Source organism: Streptomyces sp. NPDC001492 (assembly GCF_053597275.1).
Genome location: NZ_JBSFHW010000012.1, coordinates 44,230 through 56,446 on the forward strand (window position 1 = coordinate 44,230; position 12,217 = coordinate 56,446).

Below are 12,217 nucleotides of genomic sequence, written 5' to 3' on the forward strand. Positions count from 1 at the left end.
CTGCGTCCACCTGTCAGGCCCGCAGACCCACGAGACCGTCGTAGGCGGACATGACGATCTCCAACCCCCGGTTGTCGTCGGCGGGTTCGCGCATCTGGTTGGTCACGTACGCCACCACCATCCGGGACTCGGGTTCGATCATCACCAGCGATCCGCCCCAGCCGCCCCAGCCGTAGGTGTTGCCGAACAGCCCGTAGCCCAGCCCCCAGCGCACCGGCATGCCCAGCACCCGGTCGTCGCCGCTGAACTGCTCCTCCCAGGCGCGCTCGCACCCCGCCTGCGACAGCAGCCGCACTCCGCGCAGCGTCCCCGCGCAGGCCATCGCCGACTGCACGAGCGCGACCGAGCGAGCGTTTCCGAATCCGCTCGCCGCGGGGATCTGCGCACGGCGCCAGGCCACGCTGTTGCCGTCGCGGACCCGCATGGCGGTCCCGGCGGGGGGCGTCGCACCCCTGCCGGGCGCACTCGCGACGTATTCCTCGTCCCGTCCCGGCGGCGGCACCGTGAGCGCCACCCGCCGGTCGTGCTCGGCGGCCAGCCCGATGTGGAAGTCGGCCCCCAGCGGCCCGGCGATCTCCTGAGCGAAGAACTCACCCACGCTCCGCCCGCTGACCCGCCACACCACCTCGCCCACGAGGAACCCCTGGGTGAGCGAGTGGTACCCGGCCGCGCTGCCCGGCTCCCACTGCGGGGCCTGCGCGACGAGCCGTGCCGTGGCGGCCGGCCAGTCGTAGAGCTCCTCGACCGGCCCGTCCCAGTCGGGCAGGCCCGCGGTGTGCGAGAGCAGGTGCCGCACCAGCACCCCGTCCTTGCCCGCCGCGGCGAACTCCGGCCAGTACCGGGCCACGGGCGCGTCCAGGTCGAGCGCGCCACGGTCGGCCAGGACGAGCGCGGCGAGCGCCGTCATGGTCTTGGTGACGGAGAAGACGTTGACGATCGTGTCCCGCTCCCACGGCACGGTGCGCCCGGCGTCGGCGAACCCGCCCCAGACGTCCACCACCGGTTCGCCGTCCACGAAGACGGCCACCGAGCCGCCCGTGTCCCCGGCGTCCAGCGTCTCCGCCAGCTTGTCGGGCACCGCGGTGAACAGACCGTCGTACGAGCCCTGGATGTCAGCCATGCGTGGCATTAGCCCGCATCGGCACGCGATGCGGCAACCGAATTTGCGGCAGCCGACGGACGCAGATGGGCCAGGAGTTCCTCCCCCGCGGGATACGGCCGCTCCCGCGGAAGCAGCCGGGCCGCCGAGCCGAGGTCGCCGCTGCCCACATACGCATGTATCTCCCGGGCCAGCGGGGTCGCATCCCTGACGGCGACCGTCCACTCGTCCGCATAGCGCCGTACGGCCTCACCGGAGAGACCGAGCTGCAACGACCGGTACGGCAGCGGCTGCAGCCGCAGATCCCGCTCGGGATCCCACTGCACCCGGGCCGGTGCCGCCTTCAACTCCCGCCGCCAGGCGGCCTGCTCGGCGTGCACGGCGGGGACATGGCTCGACAGACACGCATGCCGCAACGCCCACTCGAAGCCGTCCCGGCCGATCTCGACGGCCAGCACGGTCTCCTGCCCTGCCTTCGTGCCCCAGCCGGAGCGGTACATCATCCACAGGAATGACGGCTTGATCCAGGTCATCCGGTCCCGCTTCCACGCGGCGGGGAACCGTCCCGTGCGGACCGCGGGTCCGCCGATTTCCGGTGGGTAGGCCTGGTAGACGGTGATCGTGGACTCTGTGTAGAGCGCACGGATGCCGCGCTGTGGATCTTCCATGGCATACAGCGTGGGGGACGGCCGGTGCGGGCGGCGACCGGTTTTCGGCCGGAGGGCCGGTCGGGCGGGCGCGGAATCGCGTGGAACCCTTTTGCGTTGAGGAGGGTGGGCACGGGACGCCGGTGGTGTGCGAGCAGCGTCGCCCGAGTGACCGAGCTGACAGATATGGGAGGACTGCAATGGCTGCGCAGACGCAGAGGGCCGTGCTGGCGGGCGGATGCTTCTGGGGGATGGAGGAGCTGATCCGCAGGCTCCCCGGCGTAACGGCGACCCGGGTGGGATACACCGGGGGTGACGTGCCGAACGCGACGTACCGCAATCACGGCACGCACGCGGAGGCCATCGAGATCCTCTTCGACCCGGAGAAGACCGACTACCGCGCGCTCCTGGAGTTCTTCTTCCAGATCCACGACCCGAGCACGAAGAACCGCCAGGGCAACGACATCGGCCTCAGCTACCGCTCCGCGATCTACTACGTGGACGACGAGCAGAAGCGGATCGCCGAGGAGACGATCGCGGACGTGGACGCCTCCGGCCTGTGGCCGGGCAAGGTCGTCACCGAGGTGGAGCCGGTCGGCCCCTTCTGGGAGGCCGAGCCGGAGCACCAGGACTACCTGCAGCGCTACCCGGACGGCTACACCTGCCACTTCCCCCGCCCGGGATGGCGGCTGCCCGCCCGCACGGAGGGCTGACACTCCCGGGGGCGGCCCTCAGTGCGGCAGCGTCGCCGGGCTGCCGCCGTTCGCCTCGTAGCCCGCCACCGCCAGCGCCCGGTAGACCGCGAACTCGGCTGCCGGGTCGGCGGACAAGGTCCAGGGGAGGGCGCCGACGTGGCCGTCGATGTGTATCAGCTGGTTCATGGCCTCCGCCCAGCGCTCCGCGCGGACCAGGAAGAAGACCAGCAGATGGCGTACGTGCGCGAGCATCGGGTCGTCGGGGCGGGCCGAGTGGACGGCGTGCAGCGCTCCGTGGATCGCCTTCCGCACGGTCTCGCTCTGGTAGAAACTGCTGACCAGGTTCACCTCGGGCAGGTGCTCGAAGACCGCGAACAGGGGCATCGCGGCGAGGAGGGAACCCTGAGGTGCGCGCGCGGCCGCCGCCTCCGCGAAGGAGTACGCCAGCTCGCGCGAGCCGTGCCACTTCTCGCACCAGTAGTGCAGGGCGGCCAGGTGTGCGCCCATGTGGGCCGGGGCGCGGTCCAGGATCCTCAGCCAGAGCTGCTCGAACTCCGGCCGGGAGTAGGCCAGCCCGCGGGCCACCGACAGCTCGATGATGTACGGGACCGGGTCGCCGGGGGCGAGCAGCGCCGCATCGCCGCACGCCGCCTTCGCCTCCTCCATGATGATCCGGAACTCGTCCGTGCCCGGCGTCGACGTCCGCCATGCCTGCTGGACCAGGAACTCCGCGTGCACCGCGGCGCCGCCCGCGTCCTTGGGCTGTTCGGCCCGCCACACCCTGAGCCACTGACCGCCCGGGGTCTCGCTGACCCCGCCGGGCCGCTGCTGCAGCTCCAGTGAGGCGGCACCCGCGAAGGCCTGCACGCGCTGCCAGCGCAGCTCGCCCTCCGACTCCGTGCCCGCCAGCAGCTGGGAGGCCGCGTGGTGGTCCTGAGTGCGCTGCACCAGGTCCAGGACGTCGAGCAGGTCCTGGTCGGGGCCGGGCATGCGGACGTCCAGCTCCTCCTCCCGCACGAATCCGTAGTTCGCGGGGTCGGCGGCGTCCGGGTGACCGGCCGGGACCTGCTCGATCATGCCCCGCCTGCGCCGCAGGACGGGGAGCAGCACGAAGCCCAGCATGACGGCCGCGATCAGGACCCAGAGAAATTCCATGCCTCAAGCGTTCCAGACGCCGGTGACAATTGGCGAACCCGGTCGGCCGCCCTGTGGAAAACTCCCTGAACCGGGGCCCGGGACCGAGGGAAAACCCCGCAGTACGGCCTTCTGCGCCTCGCCGCCCGGCGCGCGCCCCGCGAGCGCACTACCCTCGGTGCCCATGAGCGACAGGCACATCAGTCAGCACTTCGAGACCCTCGCGATCCACGCGGGCAACACCGCCGATCCCCTCACCGGCGCGGTCGTCCCGCCGATCTACCAGGTCTCGACCTACAAGCAGGACGGCGTCGGCGGTCTGCGCGGCGGCTACGAATACAGCCGCAGCGCCAACCCCACCAGGACCGCCCTGGAAGAGAACCTCGCCGCCCTCGAGGGCGGCCGTCGCGGCCTCGCGTTCGCGTCCGGACTGGCGGCCGAGGACTGCCTGTTGCGTGCGCTGCTCAGCCCCGGCGACCACGTGGTCATCCCCAATGACGCGTACGGCGGCACGTTCCGTCTGTTCGCGAAGGTCGTCGCCCGGTGGGGGGTGGAGTGGTCGGTCGCCGACACCAGCGATCCCTCCGCCGTACGAGCCGCCATCACCCCCAAGACCAAGGCCGTGTGGGTGGAGACCCCCTCCAACCCTCTGCTCGGCATCACCGACATCGCCGCGGTCGCCCAGATCGCCCGGGAGGCGGGCGCGAAGCTGGTCGTCGACAACACCTTCGCCACGCCGTATCTGCAGCAGCCGCTGGCGCTCGGCGCGGACGTCGTCGTGCACTCGCTGACCAAGTACATGGGCGGCCACTCCGACGTCGTCGGCGGTGCGCTGGTCGCCGCCGACGAGGCGCTCGGTGAGGAGCTCGCGTACCACCAGAACGCGATGGGCGCGGTCGCGGGGCCCTTCGACTCCTGGCTGGTGCTGCGCGGCGCGAAGACGCTGTCGGTGCGCATGGACCGGCACAGCGAGAACGCCACCAAGGTCGCCGACATGCTCACCCGGCACGCACGCGTGACGCAGGTTCTCTACCCGGGCCTGCCCGAGCACCCCGGTCACGAGGTCGCCGCCAAGCAGATGCGCTCCTTCGGCGGCATGGTCTCCTTCCGCGTCGAGGGCGGCGAGGAGGCGGCCGTCGAGGTCTGCAACCGCACCAAGGTGTTCACGCTCGGCGAGTCCCTGGGCGGCGTCGAGTCGCTGGTCGAGCACCCCGGGCGGATGACCCACGCCTCCGTGGTCGGCTCGGCCCTGGAGGTGCCCGGCGATCTCGTCCGTCTCTCCGTCGGCATCGAGAACGTCGACGACCTCCTGGAGGACCTGCAGCAGGCGCTCGGCTAGCCGGCCCGCCCGCTCACCAGCCCGTGTACGGGGGAGTCGTCTGCGAGGGCGGCTCCACCCACGGGCGGGCCGTCATGGCCCACACGAGGAACGCCACACTCGCGGCGCACAGCAGCAGCCACATCAGACGGCGGGCGAGCGTCCTGCGGCGCAGACTGCGGGCACCGCGGCGCACGGCCTCCCCGTACAGGTCCGGCGGCACCGGCGGCGGCACCTGCTCCATGATCCGCCGTGCGGCGGCCTGACGCTCGGCCCGGTTCATGAGCGTCCCCCTCCGCCCGCGGGCCTCATGACGGCACCACCTTCGCCCCGCCGACCGCCGGTGCCGGGTTGCGCGGCGGACGCAGCAGCGTCGTCGTGGCCCGGTCGCAGATGGCGCGGACGCGTTCCGCCGGCAGGCCGAGCAGCGCTGCCGTCTGCTCCTCGCCGACCCCCTCGTACAGCCTGAGGACCAGGATCAGACGCTCCTGCGGTGTCAGCAGGGCCAGCGGACTGCCGGGGTGCGGGCGGGCCCGGCCGAAACCGCCGTACTGGTGCCATGCCCCGCGCGCGAAGCGGGTCGCCAGGTACTGGCGAGCACGGTCGTACGGGTCCTCCCCGCGCAGCCTGTCCCAGCACGCGTACGTGTGCGCGAGGGCCAGCGTCAGCAGGCGCCGCGCCCTCGGGTTGTCGTCCGGGGCCTCCGCCGTGAGCAGCGTGGCGGCATGCAGCAGCCGCCCTGCCGCGCCCGCGACGAACGCCTCGAACTCCCGGGCCCGGCGGGCGCCTTGGAACGCCTGCCGCTGTCGCACCACGCCTCCCGCCTGACGCGACCCTGACCGAATGGACCCGGCCGCGTACGGGGTGCGCAACCGCGTACGAAGGGGCCCGGTCTCATCTGAGGCCAGGGGTGGCCTTTCGGTCAAGAGCCGCGCGGCACGCGCGCGTACCGAGCACGGCGGGTGCGCCCGCCGACGGCGGCTACGAGGCCGACGACGCCTCCGGCGCCGGCACTCCCTGGGCCGCCATCCGCGAGGAGAGAGCGGTGTTGAAGCGCGTCAGGAGCGTGCAGAACGCCTCGCGCTCCTCCGGCGCCCAGTCGTGTGTCAGCTCGGCCATCAACTGGCGCCTCGAGGAACGCACTTCCTCCAGCCGCGCCTGGCCGCGCGGGGACAGCTGAAGCACCACCGCACGCCCGTCCTCCGGGTGCGAGGTGCGCTTGACGAGCCCGGTGTCCACGAGCGGAGCCACCTGCCGGGTGACCGTCGACGAGTCGATGCCCATGCTCGCCGCGAGCGCCTTGACGCCCATGGGGCCTTCCTTGTCGAGGCGGTTGAGCAGCAGGTACGCGGCGCGGTCCATGGAGTTGCGCACCTGCCCGACACCGCCGAGCCGGGTCTGTTCGGCACGGCGTGCGAACACCGCCACCTCGTGCTGCAGCGTGTCGAGGAGACCGGTGTCACCGACGGTCGTCATGTCCATCGACATTTCAGGTGTTGTGGGCATGGCCGGAGGCTCACTTCATGAAGGGGGGTTGTCTGGAATGGGGGACAGAGTACGCGGCCGGGGGGCAAGCCGTACTGGCGCTGCGCAAACCAGTCTCGGACGTTGGTCACAGCGACCGTGCGCGCCTGTGAACTGCGATGCTTGAGTCATGAGCTACAGCACGGCTGACTCCTTTCGGCCCGTGACCCTCGACGACGTGCGCGGCGCCCAGAAGATGCTCTCGGGCGTGGCGCGGGTGACGGCGATGGAGGGCAGCAGGCATCTGTCCCAGCTGGTGGGCGCCCCGGTGCACCTCAAGTGCGAGAACCTCCAGCGCACCGGCTCGTTCAAGCTGCGCGGCGCCTACGTCCGGATCGCCGGGCTGCTGCCCGAGGAACGGGCCGCCGGGGTGGTGGCGGCGAGCGCCGGCAACCACGCGCAGGGCGTCGCGCTGGCGTCCTCGCTGCTCGGCGTGCGGGCGACGGTGTTCATGCCGCAGGGCGCCCCGCTGCCGAAGATCAGCGCCACCCGTGAGTACGGCGCCGAGGTGCGCCTGCACGGGCAGGTGGTCGACGAGACGCTGGCCGCCGCACAGGCGTACGCGGCCGAGACCGGCGCGGTGTTCATCCACCCCTTCGACCACCCGGACATCATCGCGGGCCAGGGCACCGTCGGGCTGGAGATCCTGGAGCAGTGCCCGGAGGTGCGCACCGTCGTCGTCGGCATCGGCGGGGGAGGCCTCGCGGCCGGTGTCGGGATCGCGGTGAAGGCGCTGCGCCCGGACGTACGGATCGTGGGCGTGCAGGCGGAGGGCGCGGCGGCCTACCCGCCCTCCATCGAGGCGGGGCGTCCGGTGTCGGTCGACAACCCGGCGACCATGGCCGACGGCATCAAGGTCGGGCGGCCCGGCGACGTGCCCTTCGGGATCGTCCGCGAGCTGGTCGACGAGGTCCGCACGGTCTCCGAGGACGCCCTGTCCACCGCCCTGCTGCTGTGCCTGGAGCGGGCCAAGCTGGTCGTCGAGCCGGCCGGTGCCAGCCCGGTGGCGGCGCTGCTGAGCGAGCCGGGAGCCTTCGAGGGCCCGGTGGTGGCACTGCTGTCCGGCGGCAACGTCGATCCGCTGCTGATGCAGCGCGTCCTGCGCCACGGCATGGCGGCGCAGGGCCGCTACCTGGCCGTACGGCTGCGGCTGACGGACCGGCCGGGAGCGCTCGCGACTCTTCTCGGGGTGTTGTCAGTGGTGGACGCTAACGTCCTCGATGTGAGTCACGTACGGACCGACCCACGGCTCGGGCTCACGGAGGCGGAGGTCGAGCTGCACCTGGAGACGAAGGGGCGGGAACACTGCGCCGAGGTCGGCCGGGCGCTGCGCGAGGCGGGCTACACGGTCATCGACTGAGCCGCCCGGCGCCCCGGACTGGGCAAGAAGCACCAGCTCAGAGGCTTTTCGTCACCCGGTCGAGTAAATGCGTTGAGAGACGCGATACATCGCGTTATGGTGTGTGTCGTGGCCGCCGGTCGCGTCACCCACCAGGCGGAGCAAGTGCGCAGAGCAAGGCTTTCCGAAGAACCCCCGACGACGTGGAGACTCACATGCCAGGCGCCATCTATGCCGAAGGCCTGGTCAAGACCTTCGGCGACGTAAGGGCTCTGGACGGCGTCGACCTCGATGTCCCCGAGGGCACCGTGCTGGGCCTGCTCGGGCCGAACGGCGCGGGCAAGACGACGGCGGTCCGCTGCCTGACCACGCTGCTGCGACCCGACAGCGGCAGGGCGGTCGTGGCCGGCCTCGACGTCCTCAAGCAGCCCAACGAGGTGCGGCGCTCCATCGGCCTGTCCGGCCAGTTCGCCGCGGTCGACGAGTACCTGACCGGCCGCGAGAACCTCCAGATGGTGGGCCGGCTGTACCAGATGAAGGCCAGGGCCGCGAAGGCCAGGGCCGGGGAGCTGCTCGACCAGTTCGACCTCGCGGACGCCGCCGACCGGCCCGCGAAGACCTACTCCGGCGGCATGCGCCGCCGGCTCGACCTCGCGGCGGCCCTGGTCGTCTCGCCGCCCGTGATGTTCATGGACGAGCCGACGACCGGCCTCGACCCCCGCAACCGCCAGCTGCTGTGGGAGGTCATAAAACAGCTCGTCTCCGGCGGCACGACCCTGCTGCTCACCACCCAGTACCTGGAGGAGGCCGACCACCTCGCGCACGACATCGTGGTCGTCGACCACGGCCATGTCATCGCCCGCGGCACCTCCGACCAGCTCAAGGCCCGCACCGGCGGCGAGCGCGTCGAGGTCGTGGTGCACGAGCGCGAGCACATGTCGACCGCCGGCGAGGTCCTCACCGGCTTCGGCAAGGGCGAGCTCACCGTCGAGGAGCACACCCGCAAGCTCACCGTGCCCGTCACCGGCGGCGCCAAGCTGCTCGCCGAGGTCATCCGGGAGCTGGACACCCGTGGCATCGAGATAGACGACATCGGCCTGCGCCGCCCCACCCTCGACGACGTCTTCCTGTCCCTGACGGGACACGTGGCAGAGGTCAAGGACGAGGAGAGCGGCACGACGGCGGAGACCAAGGACCGCAAGCAGAAGAAGGAGGCAGCCAAGTGAGCGCCGTCACCGACGCCGTGCGGGTCGCGCCGCCCGCGAACCCGGTCAGCCAGTCGATCCGCGACTCGCTGGTCGTCGCCAAACGCAATCTGATCCGCATGTCCCGGATCCCCGAGATGGTCATCTTCGGCCTCATCCAGCCGATCATGTTCGTGGTGCTGTTCAGCTATGTGTTCGGCGGTTCCATGAACATCGGCGGCACCACGGACCCCGTGGTCTACCGCAATTTCCTGATGGCCGGCATCTTCGCCCAGACGGTCACCTTCGCCACCGCGGGTGCGGGGGCGGGCATCGCCGACGACATGCACAAGGGGCTCATCGACCGTTTCCGCTCGCTGCCCATGGCCCGCGGCGCGGTGCTGACCGGGCGGACGCTGGCCGACCTGGTGCAGACGGCGCTCACGCTGTTCGTGCTGGCCATGGTCGCCCTGCTGGTCGGATGGCGCACCCACACCAACATGGGTGAGGTGCTCGGCGCCTTCGGCCTGCTGCTCCTGACCGGATATGCGTTCACCTGGATCGGTGCGGTCATCGGCCTGTCCGTGCGCACGCCCGAGGCGGCCACCTCCGGCGGACTGATCTGGCTGTTCCCCGTCACGTTCATCTCGAACGCGTTCGTGGACTCCAGTCGTATGACCCCCTGGCTGCGTCACATCGCCGAGTGGAACCCGTTCAGCGCGACGGTCCAGGCCTGCCGCAAGCTCTTCGGCAATCCCGGCGTCTCGCCCTCGGACGCCTGGCCCATGGCGCACCCCGTCTGGGCCTCGTTGATCTACTCGGTCCTGATCATCTTCATATTCAGGACGCTGGCGGTGCGCAAGTACCGCTCGGCGACGGCGTGACCCATGGCATGAAGACGCCCCCGGCGTCCTCAGGACGCCGGGGGCACCGAAAGGCGTGCAGACCGGATCAGCCGGTGTAGGGCTCGGCCTTCAGGATCGTCACCGAGGCCTTCTTGCCGTTGGGCAGCTCGTACTCCGCGTCCTCGCCGACCTTGTGGCCGATCACACCGGAGCCCAGCGGGGACTGCGGCGAGTACGTCTCGATGTCCGAGCTCGCGTACTCGCGCGAGGCGAGCAGGAAGGTCATCGTGTCGTCCTCGTCGCCGTCGAAGGCGATCGTCACGACCATGCCGGGTGCCACGGCGCCGTCCGCCGACGCCGGGGCCTCGCCGACCTTGGCGTTCTCCAGGAGCTGGGTCAGCTGGCGCACACGGAGCTCCTGCTTGCCCTGCTCTTCCTTGGCCGCGTGGTACCCGCCGTTCTCACGCAGGTCGCCCTCCTCGCGCGCGGCCGCGATCTTGGCGGCGATCTCCGTGCGCGCAGGACCAGACAGGTACTCCAGCTCGGCCTTGAGCTGGTTGTACGCCTCCTGGGTCAGCCAGGTGACGTTCTCGCTGGTCTGGGTCACAGGTGCTCCTCGTAGGTACTGGGAATACAAAGCATCGCCCTACCCAGAAGAATGGTCCTTCACGGATGGGCGAAACCACGAGCCTAACAATTCAGCGGCTGAAGGGGGAGGACATAAGCCATCAGAATTGCATCCCCGCAGGCCACGGCCTGTGTATTTGCGGCCCGGGTCAGTCGGCGTGGCAGCCGAGCAGCTCCGCCGTGGTGCCCTCGGAGGTCGTACGCAGCGTGACGAGCCGGTCGATGCGGGTGGCGTGTCCGCCGAAGTGGAAGTCGGCCCGGCCCACCTCGGCCCCGTCCTTCGACTGGGAGCGGATGGTGCAGTAGCCGGAGGCCTCGGCGTCCTTGCGGACCTCCAGATGCACCTTCACCGCGTCCTTCTGCGCATCGAAGGTGATCACCTCGGCGCTGATCTTGTTCTGGGCCACGTAGTGGTAGGCGAAGTAGCCGATCAGTACGAGCAGGAAGGCTCCGAGCACTGCACCGGCGATCTTGAGCTTGCGGTCGGCGCGCTCGTCCGAGGAGCGGCCGTAGCGGCCCTCGGGCAGCCGCGTGCTCGCCGTACTCATGATCGTCCTCTCCGAAACCGGACCACGGAATTTTTCTCCCCCGGATTCGGTCACTATAGAAGCCGCCGATCGCGCCGGTTCACACCGGGCGCCGACTGACCGAGGATTGAGTCTTGACTGACCAGCTGCGACTGATGGCCGTCCATGCCCACCCCGACGACGAGTCGAGCAAGGGCGCGGCCACCATGGCGAAGTACGTGTCCGAGGGGGTGGACGTGCTGGTCGTGACCTGCACGGGCGGGGAGCGCGGCTCCATCCTCAATCCCAAGCTGCAGGGCGACAAGTACATCGAGGAGCACATCCACGAGGTACGCAAGAAGGAGATGGACGAGGCCCGCGAGATCCTCGGCGTCAAGCAGGAGTGGCTCGGCTTCGTCGACTCCGGTCTGCCCGAGGGCGACCCGCTGCCGCCGCTGCCCGAGGGCTGCTTCGCCCTGGAGGACGTCGACAAGGCGGCCGGCGAGCTGGTGAAGCAGATCCGTTCCTTCCGTCCCCAGGTGATCACCACCTACGACGAGAACGGCGGCTATCCGCACCCCGACCACATCATGACCCACAAGATCTCGATGGTGGCGTTCGAGGGCGCGGCGGACACCGAGAAGTACCCGGAGTCCGAATTCGGCCCGATCTACCAGCCGCTCAAGCTCTACTACAACCAGGGCTTCAACCGCCCCCGCACCGAGGCGCTGCACAACGCGCTGCTGGACCGCGGCCTGGAGTCGCCGTACGGGGACTGGCTCAAGCGCTGGAGCGAGTTCGAGCGCGTCGAGCGCACGCTGACCACGCACATTCCGTGCGCCGAGTTCTTCGAGATCCGCGACAAGGCGCTGATCGCGCACGCCACGCAGATCGACCCCGACGGCGGCTGGTTCAAGGTTCCGATGGAGATCCAGAAGGAGGTCTGGCCGACGGAGGAGTACGAGCTCGCGAAGTCCCTCGTCGATACCTCCCTCCCCGAGGACGACCTCTTCGCGGGCGTCCGCGACAATGCCTGACATGAGCGCAAGCGTGAGCCTGGCAATGACGCACCTCGTCCCCCTCGCCAAGGAGGTGGACGAGAACAAGGTCACCCCCGGCGTCCTCGGCTTCATCGTCTTCGCGGCGATGGCCCTGGCGGTGTGGGCCCTGATGAAGTCCATGAACCGGCACATGGGCAAGGTGAAGTTCCAGGAGCCGGCGGACGCGGACGCCGGGTCCGCGGAGTCTTCCGCCGACTCCGAGGCGCGCCGGAGCTGACGTGGCGGGGGTGGCCGGCGG

15 protein-coding genes are annotated in these 12,217 nt (G+C 70.4%); 7 read left to right on the forward strand and 8 right to left on the reverse strand.

Translation table 11 applies throughout. The features are described 5' to 3' along the window. Window positions 1-13: 13 nt before the first annotated feature. Together ACWC1K_RS17395 and ACWC1K_RS17400 are read right to left on the reverse strand one after the other, a co-directional pair. A complete protein-coding gene (locus ACWC1K_RS17395) occupies window positions 14-1,120 on the reverse strand; it encodes a serine hydrolase domain-containing protein (RefSeq protein WP_450832221.1) in 1,107 nt (368 codons plus the stop codon). 8 nt (window positions 1,121-1,128) lie between these two features. Beyond that, window positions 1,129-1,767, reverse strand: a complete 639-nt coding sequence (locus ACWC1K_RS17400) for a DUF4291 domain-containing protein (RefSeq protein WP_450832223.1) — start codon at window positions 1,765-1,767, stop codon at window positions 1,129-1,131. A 179-nt stretch (window positions 1,768-1,946) separates the two neighbouring features. Between ACWC1K_RS17400 and msrA the strand changes: the two genes are divergently transcribed. Next, complete coding sequence (gene msrA, locus ACWC1K_RS17405; protein WP_351462256.1) at window positions 1,947-2,459, forward strand: peptide-methionine (S)-S-oxide reductase MsrA; 513 nt, start codon at window positions 1,947-1,949, stop codon at window positions 2,457-2,459. Between the two features lie 18 nt (window positions 2,460-2,477). Here the strand turns inward: msrA and ACWC1K_RS17410 are convergent, their stop codons facing one another. Next, window positions 2,478-3,596 carry a hypothetical protein gene (locus ACWC1K_RS17410; protein WP_450832225.1) on the reverse strand — a complete coding sequence of 373 codons (1,119 nt, stop codon included), beginning with the start codon at window positions 3,594-3,596 and terminating at the stop codon, window positions 2,478-2,480. Window positions 3,597-3,759: 163 nt separating this feature from the next. On the opposite strand from ACWC1K_RS17410, the gene ACWC1K_RS17415 reads away from it, so the two are divergent. Beyond that, window positions 3,760-4,914, forward strand: coding sequence for a cystathionine gamma-synthase (locus tag ACWC1K_RS17415; RefSeq protein ID WP_450832226.1), 1,155 nt, complete (start codon window positions 3,760-3,762; stop codon window positions 4,912-4,914). A gap of 13 nt (window positions 4,915-4,927) precedes the next feature. Here ACWC1K_RS17415 and ACWC1K_RS17420 read toward each other — a convergent pair whose 3' ends face one another. The 3 genes from ACWC1K_RS17420 to ACWC1K_RS17430 all read right to left on the reverse strand — a co-directional run bounded on the left by ACWC1K_RS17420 (window position 4,928) and on the right by ACWC1K_RS17430 (window position 6,381). Further along, on the reverse strand, window positions 4,928-5,176 hold the full coding sequence (locus ACWC1K_RS17420) for a hypothetical protein (RefSeq protein ID WP_351462253.1): 249 nt from the start codon (window positions 5,174-5,176) through the stop codon (window positions 4,928-4,930). Window positions 5,177-5,201: 25 nt separating this feature from the next. After that, entirely contained in the window at window positions 5,202-5,705 is a 504-nt protein-coding gene (locus ACWC1K_RS17425; RefSeq protein ID WP_450832228.1) for a sigma factor-like helix-turn-helix DNA-binding protein, read from the reverse strand. Between the two features lie 169 nt (window positions 5,706-5,874). Beyond that, window positions 5,875-6,381, reverse strand: coding sequence for a MarR family winged helix-turn-helix transcriptional regulator (locus tag ACWC1K_RS17430; protein WP_450832449.1), 507 nt, complete (start codon window positions 6,379-6,381; stop codon window positions 5,875-5,877). Window positions 6,382-6,547: 166 nt separating this feature from the next. On the opposite strand from ACWC1K_RS17430, the gene ilvA reads away from it, so the two are divergent. The 3 genes from ilvA to ACWC1K_RS17445 all read left to right on the forward strand — a co-directional run bounded on the left by ilvA (window position 6,548) and on the right by ACWC1K_RS17445 (window position 9,824). Next, the gene (ilvA, locus tag ACWC1K_RS17435; RefSeq protein ID WP_450832230.1) at window positions 6,548-7,777 is read left to right on the forward strand and encodes a threonine ammonia-lyase; all 1,230 of its coding nucleotides are present in this window, start codon (window positions 6,548-6,550) and stop codon (window positions 7,775-7,777) included. Between the two features lie 194 nt (window positions 7,778-7,971). After that, a complete protein-coding gene (locus ACWC1K_RS17440; RefSeq protein WP_450832232.1) occupies window positions 7,972-8,982 on the forward strand; it encodes an ATP-binding cassette domain-containing protein in 1,011 nt (336 codons plus the stop codon). After that, window positions 8,979-9,824: an ABC transporter permease gene (locus ACWC1K_RS17445; protein ID WP_450832234.1), complete on the forward strand. Its 846-nt coding sequence runs from the start codon at window positions 8,979-8,981 to the stop codon at window positions 9,822-9,824. Before ACWC1K_RS17440 ends, ACWC1K_RS17445 begins: the two co-directional genes overlap by 4 nt. Window positions 9,825-9,891: 67 nt before the next feature. Here ACWC1K_RS17445 and greA read toward each other — a convergent pair whose 3' ends face one another. Both greA and ACWC1K_RS17455 read right to left on the reverse strand, forming a co-directional pair. Beyond that, a complete protein-coding gene (gene greA / locus ACWC1K_RS17450) occupies window positions 9,892-10,392 on the reverse strand; it encodes a transcription elongation factor GreA (protein WP_030929763.1) in 501 nt (166 codons plus the stop codon). Window positions 10,393-10,561: 169 nt separating this feature from the next. Next, window positions 10,562-10,960, reverse strand: a complete 399-nt coding sequence (locus ACWC1K_RS17455) for a DUF4307 domain-containing protein (protein ID WP_450832236.1) — start codon at window positions 10,958-10,960, stop codon at window positions 10,562-10,564. A gap of 113 nt (window positions 10,961-11,073) precedes the next feature. On the opposite strand from ACWC1K_RS17455, the gene mca reads away from it, so the two are divergent. Together mca and ACWC1K_RS17465 are read left to right on the forward strand one after the other, a co-directional pair. Continuing rightward, a complete protein-coding gene (mca, locus tag ACWC1K_RS17460) occupies window positions 11,074-11,955 on the forward strand; it encodes a mycothiol conjugate amidase Mca (protein ID WP_450832238.1) in 882 nt (293 codons plus the stop codon). Beyond that, window positions 11,948-12,196: a hypothetical protein gene (locus tag ACWC1K_RS17465; RefSeq protein WP_450832240.1), complete on the forward strand. Its 249-nt coding sequence runs from the start codon at window positions 11,948-11,950 to the stop codon at window positions 12,194-12,196. The genes mca and ACWC1K_RS17465 overlap by 8 nt, the downstream gene beginning before the upstream one ends. The last annotated feature ends 21 nt before the right edge of the window (window positions 12,197-12,217 follow it).